This is a genomic window from Siphonobacter sp. BAB-5385 (genome assembly GCF_002261125.1).
Lineage (GTDB): Bacteria > Bacteroidota > Bacteroidia > Cytophagales > Spirosomataceae > Siphonobacter.
Genome location: NZ_NMPS01000070.1, coordinates 41,539 through 57,300 on the forward strand (window position 1 = coordinate 41,539; position 15,762 = coordinate 57,300).

At 46.8% G+C, this 15,762-nt stretch carries 15 protein-coding genes; 8 read left to right on the forward strand and 7 right to left on the reverse strand.

The annotated features are described in order from the left end of the window. Window positions 1–399: 399 nt before the first annotated feature. Entirely contained in the window at window positions 400–657 is a 258-nt protein-coding gene (locus BWI93_RS06435) for a hypothetical protein (RefSeq protein ID WP_094809345.1), read from the reverse strand. A gap of 151 nt (window positions 658–808) precedes the next feature. After that, window positions 809–1,936, reverse strand: coding sequence for a hypothetical protein (locus BWI93_RS06440; protein WP_094809347.1), 1,128 nt, complete (start codon window positions 1,934–1,936; stop codon window positions 809–811). A gap of 166 nt (window positions 1,937–2,102) precedes the next feature. Between BWI93_RS06440 and BWI93_RS06445 the strand changes: the two genes are divergently transcribed. From BWI93_RS06445 to BWI93_RS06455, 3 genes are all read left to right on the forward strand, one after another. Next, window positions 2,103–3,341 (forward strand): pitrilysin family protein, encoded by a 1,239-nt coding sequence (locus BWI93_RS06445; RefSeq protein WP_094809349.1) that lies wholly within the window; start codon window positions 2,103–2,105, stop codon window positions 3,339–3,341. A gap of 52 nt (window positions 3,342–3,393) precedes the next feature. Next, window positions 3,394–3,981, forward strand: a complete 588-nt coding sequence (gene lpcA / locus BWI93_RS06450) for a D-sedoheptulose 7-phosphate isomerase (protein ID WP_094809351.1) — start codon at window positions 3,394–3,396, stop codon at window positions 3,979–3,981. A gap of 141 nt (window positions 3,982–4,122) precedes the next feature. Beyond that, the gene (locus BWI93_RS06455) at window positions 4,123–5,841 is read left to right on the forward strand and encodes an IlvD/Edd family dehydratase (protein ID WP_094809353.1); all 1,719 of its coding nucleotides are present in this window, start codon (window positions 4,123–4,125) and stop codon (window positions 5,839–5,841) included. Window positions 5,842–5,900: 59 nt separating this feature from the next. Here the strand turns inward: BWI93_RS06455 and BWI93_RS06460 are convergent, their stop codons facing one another. Continuing rightward, window positions 5,901–7,457 (reverse strand): hypothetical protein, encoded by a 1,557-nt coding sequence (locus BWI93_RS06460; RefSeq protein WP_094809355.1) that lies wholly within the window; start codon window positions 7,455–7,457, stop codon window positions 5,901–5,903. Between the two features lie 131 nt (window positions 7,458–7,588). After that, a complete protein-coding gene (locus tag BWI93_RS06465) occupies window positions 7,589–7,849 on the reverse strand; it encodes a hypothetical protein (protein ID WP_094809357.1) in 261 nt (86 codons plus the stop codon). Between the two features lie 240 nt (window positions 7,850–8,089). Between BWI93_RS06465 and BWI93_RS06470 the strand changes: the two genes are divergently transcribed. The 4 genes from BWI93_RS06470 to BWI93_RS06485 all read left to right on the forward strand — a co-directional run bounded on the left by BWI93_RS06470 (window position 8,090) and on the right by BWI93_RS06485 (window position 13,190). Beyond that, the gene (locus BWI93_RS06470; protein ID WP_141217376.1) at window positions 8,090–9,748 is read left to right on the forward strand and encodes a hypothetical protein; all 1,659 of its coding nucleotides are present in this window, start codon (window positions 8,090–8,092) and stop codon (window positions 9,746–9,748) included. Window positions 9,749–10,096: 348 nt separating this feature from the next. Next, complete coding sequence (gene plsY, locus BWI93_RS06475; protein WP_094809361.1) at window positions 10,097–10,738, forward strand: glycerol-3-phosphate 1-O-acyltransferase PlsY; 642 nt, start codon at window positions 10,097–10,099, stop codon at window positions 10,736–10,738. A gap of 191 nt (window positions 10,739–10,929) precedes the next feature. After that, the gene (locus tag BWI93_RS06480) at window positions 10,930–12,288 is read left to right on the forward strand and encodes a dipeptidase (RefSeq protein ID WP_094809363.1); all 1,359 of its coding nucleotides are present in this window, start codon (window positions 10,930–10,932) and stop codon (window positions 12,286–12,288) included. Window positions 12,289–12,344: 56 nt separating this feature from the next. Continuing rightward, window positions 12,345–13,190 carry a DUF1207 domain-containing protein gene (locus BWI93_RS06485; RefSeq protein WP_094809365.1) on the forward strand — a complete coding sequence of 282 codons (846 nt, stop codon included), beginning with the start codon at window positions 12,345–12,347 and terminating at the stop codon, window positions 13,188–13,190. Between the two features lie 169 nt (window positions 13,191–13,359). On the opposite strand, the gene BWI93_RS06490 is transcribed toward BWI93_RS06485, so the two are convergent. The 3 genes from BWI93_RS06490 to def all read right to left on the reverse strand — a co-directional run bounded on the left by BWI93_RS06490 (window position 13,360) and on the right by def (window position 14,727). After that, window positions 13,360–13,680, reverse strand: coding sequence for a hypothetical protein (locus tag BWI93_RS06490; RefSeq protein WP_094809367.1), 321 nt, complete (start codon window positions 13,678–13,680; stop codon window positions 13,360–13,362). Window positions 13,681–13,694: 14 nt separating this feature from the next. Continuing rightward, on the reverse strand, window positions 13,695–13,940 hold the full coding sequence (locus BWI93_RS06495) for a hypothetical protein (RefSeq protein WP_094809369.1): 246 nt from the start codon (window positions 13,938–13,940) through the stop codon (window positions 13,695–13,697). A gap of 205 nt (window positions 13,941–14,145) precedes the next feature. Beyond that, window positions 14,146–14,727 carry a peptide deformylase gene (gene def / locus BWI93_RS06500; protein ID WP_094809371.1) on the reverse strand — a complete coding sequence of 194 codons (582 nt, stop codon included), beginning with the start codon at window positions 14,725–14,727 and terminating at the stop codon, window positions 14,146–14,148. Between the two features lie 310 nt (window positions 14,728–15,037). On the opposite strand from def, the gene BWI93_RS06505 reads away from it, so the two are divergent. Beyond that, window positions 15,038–15,670 (forward strand): hypothetical protein, encoded by a 633-nt coding sequence (locus tag BWI93_RS06505; RefSeq protein WP_094809373.1) that lies wholly within the window; start codon window positions 15,038–15,040, stop codon window positions 15,668–15,670. The last annotated feature ends 92 nt before the right edge of the window (window positions 15,671–15,762 follow it).

The following is a 15,762-nucleotide window of genomic DNA, read 5'->3' on the forward strand; positions in this document are numbered from 1 at the left end:
TGATTTCCTAATTGAGATTTCATCAAAAATAAAGGGAAGCGAAGCATAAGAAAAATAGCATAGTTAATCCTAATCTTTTGATCAAATTAATTCTTATACAAAGAAAAAATAGTTACAGGTAGATAATTGATAGTAAAAATTAGTTTCACTTTACTAACTATTTAAATCCTTAAAATTAATGATTTAATCTCTGAATCAGAATAAGTTAAGATGTGTAAAAACGTTCTTGTACGGATATTTATTTTGAACCTAGAATATACGTAAGTTTAACTGGGAGCGAGTATGTACTAATTAGATAGTACGTGTGCTTAATGTAGGAAGCTAAAGATAAAAATACGATGTATTCGAGTAGGAGATAAAAACAAAGCAGGCGGCCCGTAAGAGTCGCCTGCTTTGTTTTTAAGGATTTTTCTTGGTTTTGGTTGCCGTTTTGGTGGTGGTCTTCGTATCACCATTGGCTCCTTTCACAGTCGAAGTTTCTACCTTCTTGGAGACGTTTTTGCTACTTCCTTCAGAAGTTGGGCTCGTCGTTTTTTTGCTGGAAACGTGTTCCGTTTTTTTCTTCGTTACCGTTTTTTTGGTTACAACTACGGGCTGTTGAGCGAATGAACCGAAGCTAAGAGCGGTCAGTAACAGAGCAATGCTGAACGTTTTCATGGTATCAGGGTGAAAAATGAATAAAATACGAAAGCTTATTCCACAAGGGATAAAGCTATATCCGTACTCAAAATTTTTGTACCGCTGATTTACAAAACGCTTTATTTGGGGCTTTTTTAATTCCCATTTAATCTTTAGTACAGCGTCAGCATTACTTCAAGGCCTGCTTAATTTCATCCATCGTACTTCGGTATTCAGCCAGTTTCTGAGCCTTCCTGTAATACTCCCGAGCCTGATCTTGCTTGCCGGAACGATCCGCAATACGGGCGAGTCCGCAATAAGCCATGGCGTGGTAATCCTGCGTATACTGTTCGCTTATTTTGTTTTGCAGGGCTTTATGGTAATAAGAAGCAGCAGCGGCATCGTTTTTCTTTCCTTTTTCCAGAATCAATCCCAGAAAAACTTCACCCGATGATTTAAAAACCACTTGTTTTTTCTGGGCTAGTTGCTGAGCCAGTGGTTCGGCGTCAGCGTATCGGCCCGCCAGCGTAAGAGCTTCCGTGTGTCGCGTCAGGTAAACCGGATTGTTTGGATATTCTTTTAGTAAAGGCGTCGAGTAAGTCAGAGCTTTTGCTGGATTACTTTCATGTTTGATCAGGACATACACCAGATAATACGCGGCTTCCGTTTTGGTGAAAATGCCTCTCTGGTAACCCGTTTCCATCTGTTTCAACCCCAGCGTTTTATTGCCATTTTGAAAAAAGACCATGATGGGTTTTACGATGGGGTGATCCTGCGGATACTGTTCGCGGTAATAATTATAGAGGCCCGTTGAAAAGAAAAATTCCGGGTTTTGTTCCGTCAGCTTGAACCCTTTCTTCATGTAGTTATAAGTACGCTTGGCTTCCGAAGCGGCTTTCATAAACTCGCCACGGTCCGATTCCAGCATCGCCAGATAACTATGGGAGGCCAACAGAAAAAACGTCGCTTCTGTATCATGTTTATCAACGGACTTCATCTGTTCCGCCTGTTCCAGCGACTGATTCAGATACGACTGATACCGACTGGCCGCCGAAGCGTTCTCAGACACGGGCAGGTACTGCCAGTAGGTCTGAATCGCCAGTAGTAACGCATTGACCGGGTGATTCGGATATTTGGCTTTGATCTTTTGTTGCAAAGGTTCGGCTTCTTTGAATTCGAAATTGTAAATGTTTTTGAGGGCTTCAATGACTTGCTGCTGGGTTTCGCGATCGTTGAGAATCTGAGACTTAGCGGAAGGGATTTGGAAAATAAAGAACGGAAGCAGCAGAAGAAGGCGTAAATAGGTATGATTTTTCATGACTGGGGTTTACAAATGGGTATGCAAAAAGTGGGGTACTTGCTGGAAATTTTAAAAACATTGAGCCGTTAAAGATAGGGTGCATTTAACCCATAACCGTAGATTTGTCGGAAGGAAACGGATGCGGCGGACTAACCGTTCGCCGAAATACGTCCGGTTGAGGACTATGATTCATTATCAGACTTTTACTCTGGATAACGGCTTGCAGGTATATGTGCTCGAAGATCACACCACGCCCATGGCAGCCGTCAATATTTTGTACAACGTGGGTTCGCGGGATGAAAACCCCGAAAAAACGGGATTTGCCCACCTCTTCGAGCACCTGATGTTTGGCGGCTCGAAACACATTCCCGATTACGATACACCTCTGCAACGGGTAGGTGGGGAGAATAACGCATTTACGTCGCCCGATATTACTAACTATTACATCACCTTACCGGCGACGAATCTGGAAACGGCTTTCTGGCTGGAGTCGGATCGGATGATGTCGCTATCCTTCGATCCGCAGGTGCTGGAAGTACAGCGAAATGTGGTGATTGAAGAATTCAAACAACGCTACCTTAACCAGCCCTACGGTGATGTGTGGCTGAAGCTTCGACCCCTGGCGTACACAAAACACCCGTATAGTTGGGCGACCATCGGCAAGGAAATCAGCCATATCGAAGAAGCAACGCTGGAAGATGTGCGGAACTTCTTTTTCCGGTATTACGTGCCGAGCAATGCCTTGCTGGTGGTAGCCGGAAATGTAACCGTAGAACAGGTAAAAACCCTGAGCAAAAAATGGTTTGAACCCATTGCCGCCGGTCAGCCGTATCAACGGGCTTTGCCTGAGGAGCCCTTACAAACCGAGGCCCGTTTTCAGGAAGTTGAAGCCAAAGTACCCCTGGACGCTCTGTATAAAGTTTATCACATGCCGGGTCGGTACGAGGCCGGGTATTATCCGGCCGATTTGCTGGCGGATATTCTGGGCCGGGGAAAATCGTCACGCCTGTATCGCAAGCTGGTGAAAGAACAGGCTTTGTTTAATTCCATTAATGCGTATCCTACGGGTAGTCTGGAACCTGGCTTATTCGTCATTCAGGGTAACCTGAATCAGGGCGTATCAATTGAAGAAGGCGAAAAGGCCATTCAGGAAATCATTGATGAACTGCTGGCGAAAGGACCCATGGAATCGGAAGTACTTAAAGTAAAAAATCAGGCTGAAGCCACCCTAGCCTTCTCCGAAATTGAGTTACTGAATCGGGCGATGAATCTGGCTTTTGCGGCTAACGCCGGAAACGTCGAATGGGCCAATATGGAAGCAGAACGCATTCAGGCCGTATCGGGCGAACTGATTCAGGCGGCGGCCCGTAACATTCTTCGTCCCGAAAACTGTTCAACCTTGTATTACCGGGCTTCGGCTTAATGTTCAGCGTTTCGGGAAAGATTTGGCCCGGAACGCCCAATCCTTACTATCCATGTTACAGTCGATTATTCAACAGGAATTATCAGAAGCTCAACAAGTACTGGATCGCTTTTTAAACGATCCTAAACATAGTCAGCACATTGAAGACGCTGCCCGCTTACTGGCTGTGGCGATTCAGAACGGCAACAAAATCATTTCCTGCGGAAACGGCGGTTCGCATTGTGATGCCATGCACTTTGCCGAAGAACTCACGGGTCGCTACCGAAACGATCGCCGATCACTACCGGCCATTGCGATTTCCGACGTGAGTCATTTATCCTGCGTATCCAATGACTACGGCTACGATCACGTATTTAGCCGTTTTGTGGAAGGCATGGGCTTTGCCGGGGATGTACTGGTTGGAATCAGTACGTCCGGAAATTCGGCTAATATCATCAAAGCGGTAGAAGCCGCCCGTTCCAAGGGCATGAAGGTATTGATTCTGACCGGAAAAGATGGAGGCAAACTGGCCGGACAGGCCGACGTGGAAATCTGCGTACCGCATTTTGGCTACGCGGATCGTATTCAGGAGATTCACATTAAAGTGATTCACATTTTAATTTTATTGATTGAGAAGTTAGTGGTCGAACAAAACGACTAACGTCCCTTCTTTGCGTCTGTTAAAACACAGTATTTCACTTGTAATGGTGATACTGTGTTTTATTTGTGAATGGGCTTTGGATGGGGACGGATATCCCTGTGGGCAAGGTCAGACATAACCCTCTAAACTGAACACTGAAACATGCAAGAAGAAAAGAAACTCCGTTCACAGGACTGGTTTGGCAAGACGGGCAAAGACGGTTTCATTTACCGGGCCTGGATGAAAAACCAGGGCTTTCCGCACCATGAATTCATGGGCAAGCCCGTTATCGGAATCTGTAATACCTGGTCGGAGTTAACGCCCTGTAATGCCCACTTCCGCGAACTCGCCGAATGTATCAAGCGGGGCGTGTGGGAGGCCGGGGGCTTTCCAGTAGAATTTCCCGTCATGTCTTTGGGCGAAACCCTCATGAAACCTACGGCCATGCTGTATCGCAACCTGGCCAGTATGGACGTGGAGGAATCCATTCGCGGAAATCCCATCGATGGCGTCGTGCTGATGTGCGGTTGTGACAAAACAACGCCCTCCCTGGTGATGGGAGCAGCGAGCGTGGACTTGCCCAGTATCGTCATCTCGGGCGGACCCATGCTGGCGGGGCACTTCAAAGGCCGTAAGATCGGTACGTCGGATGTCTGGCGTTTTGCCGAAGCCTACAAAGTAGGGGAGATGTCGCAGGAAGAATTTATTGCCGCTGAAGGCTGTATGGCCCGTAGTGCCGGGCACTGTGCGGTGATGGGCACGGCCTCCACGATGGCATCCATGGTCGAATCGCTGGGCTTGACTTTGCCCGATAATGCGTCCATTCCAGCGGCGGATTCCCGCCGAAAAACCATGGCCCACATGACGGGTCGCCGGATCGTGGAGATGGTTCGCGAGGACCTGACCATGTCCAAAGTACTAACCCGAAAGGCCTTTGAAAACGCAATCATGGTCAATGCCGCCATCGGGGGCTCTACCAACTTTGTCATTCACTTAATGGCGATTGCGGGTCGGATTGGCGTGGAGCTGGACTTGCAGGATTTTGATCGCTTGTCCGAAAATATTCCTTTCATTGCCAATATTCAGCCTTCAGGCGAGCACTTCTTTGAGGATCTGTATTACGCGGGCGGCTTGCCCGCGGTAATGAAAGAGCTTTCCAATTCGCTCAACCTGGATGCTCTGACCGTAACCGGACAAATGATGGGGGAAAACATTGTTTTATCCAATGCTCATAACCGTGAAATCATTGCTTCCGTCGATAATCCCTTCAAACCCAACACCGGGCTAGCCGTACTGAAAGGCAATCTGGCCGTGAATGGAGCTGTACTTAAGCCCTCGGCGGCCAGTCCGCACCTGATGACGCACACGGGCCGGGCGGTTGTCTTTGAAGACATTGACGATTACAAAGCCCGGATTGACGACCCGGATCTGGACATTGACGAAACCTGTGTCATGGTATTGAAATACGTCGGACCGAAGGGATACCCCGGTATGCCGGAAGTAGGAAATATGGTTTTGCCGAAGAAGCTCCTGGAAAAAGGCATCCACGATATGGTCCGTATTTCCGACGGTCGGATGAGTGGTACCGGTTTCGGTACGGTCGTCCTGCACGTTTCACCCGAAGCGGCCATTGGAGGCACACTGGCTCTGGTACAAAATGGCGATCTAATTACGCTGGATGTACCCAATCGTAGCCTGCACCTGCACGTATCCGATGAGGAACTGGCCGAACGTAAAAAGCTCTGGGAGCCGCTTGAACTGGGTTACGAACGCGGTTATACCAATTTGTATCTGAATCACGTCCAGCAATCGCACCAGGGAGCTGATATGGATTTTCTGGTTGGAAAATCCGGAACCTGGAAATTGCGGGAATCGCATTAGAAACAAAACACCCGCTTGGATTCAAGCCGGGTGTTTTGTTTTCGTACGGATTTAGAGGTTTACTTACAGGCTGTATACGCTTCGGCAACCTCCTGAAGATTGATAGGCGTCTGACTGTTGGCGTACTTGGTGCCGATAGCCGGGCAGTCACTCAAATACTCCAGCATATTTTTCCGGGCATTGAGTAATGTTGAACGTACGCCTTTTTCATCCCCTTTTTTCATCATCAGGTATTCCGTATTTCCCGGAACGAGCGATTGATACACCACCAGTTTTGGCGATTGATACGTATTTTGTAAAAGGTAGTAGGTCGCTCCACCTGTAATCGCTGAACCAAACTTCCGGATCAGGTATTCTTTACCGTTTTCGTCCTGAAAGGATTTGATGGTAGAGCCCCATACCCAGGTTTCAGAGCCATTACCTGTACTGGGCAGACATACTGACAAATCAGTCGTGGAAGGCAGTTCGACCATGCCGTTTTTTTCTTTAGACTGATAGTAGGGTTCACTCCGGAATACCTTGACCAGGCCTTCGTAAGTACCCGCGTTGCGACCGGATTCGATGACAATTTTAGCCTTTGGGATCAGATAGTACTTATAGCGGTCCATCACTTCCGGGGTAGAAAGCACCGCTAGCTGGCTCGCTGTTTCTTCCTGGAGTTCGGGTGTGAAGGCCCGAATCATGGATTCCAGCTCTTCACTATTCTTATAGGAAATCAAACCCATCATTTGCCGGATCGACTTGTCAATGGGTTTATATTGTTCAACGTAAGCCATAGCTTCTTTGTAATTTCCCTGCAACAGGTTCGTAACGGCCAGGTTTTGCAAAGCCGCTCTTCTTACTTCGGAAGCATTTCCTTCTCCCTGGTAATTAGCCAGCGTCTGCCATTGGGAAAGGTAAGGTTTAGCCTGCTCCAGATAGGCTTCAATACCGTTCTTTTTAAGCGTACTTTGCAAGCCATTAATCTGCTCTTTTAACTCCTTCAATTCAGGAAATTTCTTAACCCCATCCAGGTACGCTAAACTTGTACTAAACTTTCCCTGATAACCGTAAATCTTATTCTGTAAAGGCACGAGACTTTCCGTAATTGCCTTCTGGGCAAAAAGGGCTAAACTTGCTCGTTTATTGTTTTTGAAGTCGATGGAAGAAGCGGGTACAGCAACTTGCGAAGATTCGTACGGATTGATAAATACTTTACGTCCGTAGCGATCATAAACGGTGGTATGCACGGCTACCTGAGCAAGGGATTGTTGAGCATTGTAAGGATTAGGTCCAATGAACTTAAAAGCCTGAATGAGAGCAATTACGTGCAGATCACCCTGATCATCTACCTGGATTAATTTGCCAAAATTAATAGCCAGGGTATTCCCCGTGAAAGCCGCTTTTAAATCATCCGCGTGTTCTTTACTGATAAACGCGTTATTGATTTGACTGGTAACAATTCCGCGAACATCATACGTACGGTCTTGCTGAAGGGCTGGTAAGGTAGCGGGAACTTCTCGTGAAAAACCGATGGATTCGTAATTTACTTCCTGAGCTTTGGCGAGTGAAGCAGTAAGCAGAAGAATACTGCCAAGGGTGCAAAAGGATTTTGCACGCCGAAATTTGATGGACATAAAGAAGATGATAGATGGGGTATAAAACTAAATTTCAGCTCAAATATAGATAACAAAATAAAAAAGGGATAAGAGAAAATTACTTTCTCCTATCCCTTTGTAAATCAAAATTATAAACGTTAATAAAGCCGCTAATTCGTATCCCTTTCTTCCTTAGCGGGTAGATGAATTGTTTTCGTCGGCTCGAAAAGTGTATCTCCACGAATGGTATCCGAAGCTACCGTACCGGGAAACATTGTTCGTTTTTTATCTTTTATAAAAATAAGACTACCGCCAATTGCAACGACCATCAGCACCACTACAATAAGCACCGCCCAGCGGATAAGTGAACTGATTCGCCACCATTGTTTCATTTTACTCCATGAATTATTTGTATCGTTCGTTGATTCCATAGCTGTTCCAAATGATTCTACTGCTTATAGGTACAAAAGAATTATCCCTTCTGCTCTGGAGCAGTGACGTGTGGTCTACATGCCCAATCTGCGGACGTTATACCCCTGATTGGTAGGCTTTTCGAAGACATGACTTGAAAATACGCAACAAGTGGTACAGGCTTTTCATACCTTAATGCACTCCCCCGCTTATTGTCCTGATAGTGGGTTATCGTTCCTCTTACTTGTGTAAATACCCACATGAACAGAACCTTAAAGCCCTCACCACTTGCTGTCAAAATACTCGTCGGTGTATTTGCCCTTTGCCTGCTGGTTGTCTTAAGTATATGGGTTGTGGGGACTTTCTTCCTCAAGCCTTTTGCAGGTCAAAAGATTCAGCGTGCCGTTTACGAGAAGTCAGATCAGCTGTATCGGATCCAGTTCAATGAGCTTACTTATAACCCTTTTACGGGTAAAGCCCGCATTACGGACGTCAAGCTACAGGCTGACACCGCACGACGCCGACAATTAGGCAAGGAGGCTCCTGATTTAATTTTTGAAGGGAACATGCCTGAAATCAGCGTACAGGGTTTTCAGCTGTTTTCCTGGTTATGGGGAAAAAAACTGTCCGTGGAAGCAATCGTGCTCAATCAATTCGATCTACGGTTAACCCAGTTTCCGAACACAAAACCGGATGAGCCCGAAGTACAAAAAACGCCTTATGAAATGCTGAACAAGCAATTCGAGCACGTAAAGATTGGTCGGATTCAGGGCAATAACTGGACGGTTAAACAGGTAGACCGTCGAACGAAAAAGGTCCGTACGCTAAGTGTCCAGAAACTTTCCTGGAAAGTAGACGACCTATTGATCGATGAGAAGGGCCATCTGGATACGACCCGCCTCTGGTATGCTAAAGCAATCGAGGTAAACCTGGATTCACTGGTCCTGCCCAATCAGGACTTGAGTGCATCCGTACAGGTGAAGAAAATTCAGTTGTCAACGGCCAACAAACGTCTGCAAATCGAGGGACTGGGCAGCATTCCTTCGTATCCACGTATGGAGTACGTACGACGCACGGGAAACACCAGCTATACAAAGGCTGTCGTGAATCACATTGAACTCGCCGGACTGGACTTATCAAAATACTGGCTTCAGAAAAAAGTAAAAGTGGAAGTAGTGACGGTGGAAGGAGGTCTGGTAAACGCTTTTGAAGTACGGAGCCGATCTTCCAAGATGGATGGACCTCGCAAACCCTTCCCGCACCAGCTGTATCAGCAATTGCCTTTTCAGTTAGACATTGACTCGGTGAAAGTGCGGCAGGTCGATATTGTTTACGATGAGCTAAATCCGAAAACGAACCAGACTGGAAACGTTAATTTCCGACGGATAAAAGGCGTAATCGTTTCGCTGAGTAATGATTCACTCCGGAAGACCAATGTGTGTAAGGCTGATTTTCAGGCTTCGTTTATGGGGGTGAGTTCCTTGCAAACGCATTTTACATTCGACATGCGGTCACCCCGGGGGCAGTATACCTGTGCGGCTGAACTGGCCACCCTGGATTTACGGGTCTTGAAATCCACTTTCAAACCATTGGCCCTCATGGACATAGAAACGGGGATAGTGGATCGGTTTCAGTTCCGTTTTTCCGGCGATCAGGTAAAGACCTCAGGCAGCGGAACGCTTCTGTATCACGACTTGAAAATAAAGATTCTGAAGCCCGACGAGAAGAAAGGGTTTAAAATCCGGGACCTGTTTACGTTTGCTGCCAACAAGGTTTTGATGTACGAAAGTAACCCTATGCCTAAAAAAGAAGTACGGCAGGGAAAAATTTCCTATGAACGCATTCCGGGGGAAAGTTTCTTTGGGATTCTCTGGCGGAGTATCCGCTCGTGCCTTTCTGATTCAGCCTTGAAAACCTAGAAAATGCAGGAATTTTTTCAAAAGTTTTTATATATACAAAAGGGGCCTGCAGCCCTATTAAAAAGTTTATTTCAAAATAGTTAAGCCTATTCAAACCACATACCTCTATAATACGTTTATATGTATGTAATAATTATTGAATACCCGCACCTGTAAACATTTTTCCACCGTTTGGACTTTATTATCTTACGATTCGCTGAGAAAGGCAACTCTTAAAAAGCCCTTAATTTTAGCAATTACTCTATAGAGCGATTAGAGAATATGGCAATTGCCAGTATCTTTGTTTTCCACGCTCATAAAAAATTGTTGAACAATTTTCAAGCCACTTTCATTTTTTAAGTATCTGAAATGACCTTAAGCGTATTGTTTGCTGGCCTGTTGGCCTATTTTTTAGGTTCAGTCCCTACGTCCGTTTGGTACGGACAGGCTTTCTTTGGAATCGATGTTCGTGAGCACGGAAGCGGCAATGCCGGAGCAACCAATACTTTCCGCACTTTAGGCAAAAAAGCAGGTACCATTGTACTGCTAATCGACGTATTGAAGGGATGGTTAGCAGCCAACTTGGCTCTCATTCTTTTCTACCTGAATGAAATTACGCTGGATGAACGGGTACCCATGAAGCTTGCCTTCGGAATTATCGCGGTCATTGGTCACTTATTCCCCGTTTTTGCCAGCTTCAAAGGTGGTAAGGGCGTGGCTACGTTGCTGGGAATGGTACTTAGCATTCACCCGGAAGCGGCTGGCGTTTGTATTCTGGTTTTCATACTGGTAATGCTTTCGTCGCGGTATATTTCGCTGAGTTCCATTGTCGCTACACTGGCATTCCCCCTCATGATGGTGTTCAACCTGTTCGGTCCGGAACACAATCTGCTGGTGATTTTTGGATTTATTCTGTTTGGATTAATTGTGTATACGCACCATAAAAATATTGGTCGATTACTGCGGGGCGAGGAAGCTCGTATCCCCATCGGTCGTCGTCGGAGCCGTTAATACTTCGGTTTTACCCGTACTTTTTTCTCAACCCGGAGCCTCAGGTTCCGGGTTTTTCTTTTGCCTTTGGTTCGCTGCTACGTACAAGCTTTGTTTACTTTTGCAAAATCAGTCAGGACGATCCAGCCGGGTTGGTGTTCGAACCGGACTGGCGGAAAGAGAACAAGTCCTTTCATTCAACATGCTACACTATGCAAGATTACTTAGAGGCTAATAAGGGCCGCTTTCTCGAAGAACTGCTGGAATTGTTACGCATTCCTTCCGTTAGTGCAGATTCAAAATTCAAAGGTGATGTACGACAGGCTGCCGAATACGTTCGGGAAAGTTTAGCCAAAGCCGGAGCGGATGTAGCCGAGCTGCACGAAACCGCCGGCCATCCGATTGTGTACGGAGAAAAGATCGTTGATCCGAGTAAACCAACGGTACTGATTTACGGTCACTACGACGTTCAGCCAGCCGATCCGCTGGAACTTTGGACGTCACCACCGTTTGAACCCGTCATCAAAGACGAGAAAATTTATGCCCGGGGTTCAGCCGATGATAAAGGCCAGTTTTTCATGCACGTGAAAGCGTTTGAAGCCATGATGGCGACGAACTCGCTGCCCTGTAACGTAAAATTCATGATTGAAGGCGAAGAAGAAGTAGGTTCTAACAACCTGGGTACCTTCGTTAGCCAGAACCGTGAAAAACTCAAGGCTGATGTAATTCTGATTTCGGATACGGCAATGATTGCCAACGATACGCCGTCGATTGATACGGGCTTACGTGGACTGAGCTACGTGGAAGTAGAAGTAACCGGACCCAACCGTGACCTCCACTCAGGGGTATACGGAGGAGCCGTAGCGAACCCGATCAATACGCTGGCTAAAATGATTGCCAGTCTGCACGATGAAAACGGTCATATCACGATTCCGAATTTTTACGATGATGTCGTAGAATTATCGGCGGAAGAGCGTGAAATGCTGGAATCTGCTCCGTTCAATCTTGAGGAATACAAGGCTGATCTGGCGATCGACGATGTACAGGGAGAAGCTGGCTTTACAACCCGGGAGCGGGCCAGTATTCGTCCGACGCTCGATTGCAACGGCATTTGGGGTGGTTACATTGGCGAGGGAGCAAAAACGGTACTGCCGTCTAAAGCTTACGCTAAAATTTCCATGCGTTTGGTGCCTAATCAGGACTGGAATAAGATTACGGATTTGTTCGCTGCTCATTTCCAGAGCATTGCTCCCAAGTCAGTGAAAGTGACGGTAACGCCCCACCACGGCGGTCAACCGTACCTGACGCCCCTGGAATCGGCGGCGTATAAAGCAGCCGAGGCCGCTTTGACGGAAAGTTTTGGCAAGAAACCCGTACCGACTCGCGGCGGTGGTAGTATTCCCATTGTGGCTTTGTTTGAAAAAGAACTTGGTCTGAAAACCGTATTAATGGGCTTTGGTCTGGATTCGGATTCCATTCACTCGCCCAACGAGCACTACGGCTTGTTCAACTTCTATAAGGGAATCGAAACCATTCCTTTGTTTTTCAAGCACTTCACGGCTTTATCCTGATCATTCATTCAAAAACCGGAGCTTCTCACTGAACGCTCCGGTTTTTTCATACCGCCATGCGTTCGATCTTTACCCTTCTGGGGCTAGGCTTCCTGCTAATTTCCGGAGTTCAGGCTCAAACCAAAACGGAATTTCTGCCCAAGGGCCATTTATTTGAACCGATCGTGCTCGATCCGCTGGAAGCTAAAACCAGTGCCGCCCTGTTGCGGCGTACGGAAGAATGGGTAAGCAAGGATGGGCTTTTTGCTCCCTTTTCCATTGGTTTTCAGAAAGGCTTTTTTCGCTGGAGTCGGGACGAACGTCGGGCTTCCGAACTGGCTCTGGACGTCGTAGCCAATACCCAGTTTGAGATGTTTCACGATAGTCAGGAAGATAAATTCCGACGCTATCTGTTTAACGTCGATTTTCGTGTAGGGTTGCTTTATAATTTGAAGCGGGGAAATGCCAGCTGGCGATTCCGGGTCTATCACCTCTCGTCGCATTTGGGGGACGATTATCTAGTGCGAAACCAGATCAATTACTTTTTGCCTAACGCCGTCAATTACGAACAGGTGGATGCTTTGTACGCGTATCAGTGGACGAGTGTACGCTTGTACGGAGGCCTGGGCGTCGGACTGCGACCTGCTTCGGAGCGGAAGCGGTTGTATACGCAAATCGGTACGGTCTGGAAGCAACCGAATCGGGAGAAACTTCGCTGGTGGGCGGGCGTAGATGTTCGGATGATCGAACAAACGAACTTTCATCCGGGTGTAACTGCGGCCGTGGGAATTGAATTAGGAGCGATCGAACGAAATCCACTAAGTCTGGCTGTACAGGCCTTTCATGGACCCTTACCCTATAGTACGTTTGAACAGCATATCAACAATTGGGTAGGCGTAGGGTTCTTCCTGAATCCGTTTTAGTTGTTAGTTTGTCGTTTTCAGGTGTAATGAATATATAAATCTGTATTCGGGATCTACTCGCAATTACCCCGCATTGCATACGGGGCTATGTACATTGAACCCCTGCGGTGGTAGATCCAACCCCGCAGGGGTTCAATAACCGTAACCATGGGTACCACCCATGGAATACTTACTCCAATTCCAGCACAAATCCCTGCCAGGGTGTAGGACCTTCTTTTCCTTCCAGAAGCGGACTCTCGCTCAGATGAATTTCATAGTTACTCTCGGGAATCTGAATACTCTTCTCCCAGTAATTTTTTATAAAATTAATCACCTCCGTGAAGAGCTGTTGCGTATGAACTTCGTCCATAGTAGAACGGTCTGGATCGATAATCTGAATATTCCGTTCATGACCGGGATCACCAGACAGACTTTTATAGGTAAAAATCAAGTGTGTGCCTGAGCCTTGGGTATCAACCGGCGTGCAGGCCGTGAATTCGTAACGGGGCATAGTAAATAAATAAGTTAGGAGACGCCAGTTACTGGCTCAATGTTTACGTAATGATCCAGTTTTTTGAGTTCGTAGTCGATTCCATTGACCGTAATCGTCTGAAAGGGAGGACCTGGCTCAACGAGTGGATCGAGTTGGGCCTGTAATTCATTAAAACGGGCATCCAGGGCTTCGGCTACCTCTGGCTTTTTGCCTTCCGGCGTTAAAATTTTTTCCTGAATGCCTAAGATTTCTTCGACCATATTTTGCAGGCTTGCCATACGAAAAGAGAAATAAGGTGATACGTTTCGTTCTGGATGCAATCGAGTAAAACCCTGTGCCTACAAGACTGAATTTCTACTCAAGAGTAAAAGGACTTCTTTACCGAAGAGCAAATACGAAAAGGTCTAAAAACAGAACATCCCGAAAGCCTAAACTTCCGGGATGCGTACTGAATGTCGATACTCAGGGGAATAAATCCGTCGACTACTTAGGAAATTTCATTTTGTAATCTACTCGTACTTCCCCTTTCGTAATGTTAGAAAGTTTCTTCTTAAGCAGGGTACGCTTCAGCGGAGGCAGGTGATCGGTGAACAGGATGCCTTCAATGTGATCGTACTCGTGCTGAATGATCCGGGCGGCAATCCCGTCGTACTCGTCAATGTGCTCGTTCCAGTCCAGATCATAGTATTTAATCTTGACCCGTTCGGGGCGACTGACATCCGAACGAATACCCGGAATGGATAAACAGCCTTCTTCGTAGGCCCATTCTTCGCCATCTTCTTCCAGAATTTCGGGATTGATGAACGCCTTTTTAAAACCTACCAGACTCGGATCAAAATCTTCACTGTCTTCCTCTTCTCCGTCGATGATCGGCGTACCGTCTACGACGAACAAACGCAGGCTCATGCCGACCTGCGGGGCCGCCAGACCGACACCCGAGGCTTTGTACATCGTTTCAAACATATTATCGACCAGTGCTTGCAGGTCGAGATCTGTATCTTTTTGAATGTCGACGGCTTCCTTCCGCAATACCGGATCACCGTAGGCGACGATGGGTAAAATCATAATCTCTGAAAAGTAATCCGCTTACGTTACGCGGTTTGTTGAGAATGAAAATACAAAATTCGTGAAAGCTGGCGGCTTTTCCGAACGCCAGCGTCATTATCCCGTCCGTTGACTTTTTTCTGCTAGTGTTTCCCGTCCGTATCCATCCTTCGACTTAGCTAATACCTGCTGCGTTTTCGTCTGACTGCGTGTATGAACAGTTCATCACACTGTATTGTCAATTCATCCCAACACCGCTGGTACGACAGGGTATAGACGAGCTAATTTTCCATCGTATTTAATCGTTCAACCAATTGTATTCAAGCCAATCATGAAAACCAGTGCTATACTTTTCGTCCTGTTGAGTGGAATCGTTACGTCGTGCGGATGGGTGAGTGCCGCGAAAGAAACCGCAGACGGTTACCAGCAGATGACCCAGGCCGCCCGGAACGTCAGTGAAGGTACGGAAGCGATCAACAAAAAAGTAGAAGAACGCCGGGCCAAAGGAGACACCCTGGCCCTGCCGTTTCGAACTTTAGCCCAGTTTATGCCTACGGAAGTAGCAGGATACGAAACAGATGGCGAACCCTCGGGCCAAACGACCAACAACGAAGGCTTTTCGTATTCCTCTTATGAACTAAAATTTAAAAAGGGCGAGGATTCAGAAGTGAAGATCGAGCTGGCCGACTACAACGCTTCGGCGGCTTTGCTAAGCATGGCTACTGTGGCGATGTCCTCAGGAATGGAGATCGAAAACGAAAATCAGATTACCAAAAGCTGGGCGACGGGAATGGAATCCGTAAGAGGCTACGAAGAATTCTACAAGAAGGGTAAACAGGCTAAAGTAACCGTTAGTGTGGGCGAACGCTTTCTGGTACAGGTTTCCGCGACTAATCAGGAAAACACGGATTTGGTCAAAGAAATAGCCCAGTCTTTAAAATTGAAAGAATTAACGCAGTACTAGCGTTAATTACCCGTCTGTCACCCAAGTAGAGGCCAATGATTGCAAGAAGGACCGACGAAAAGCCAAGTCATTCCATAGACCTCTTTTACATT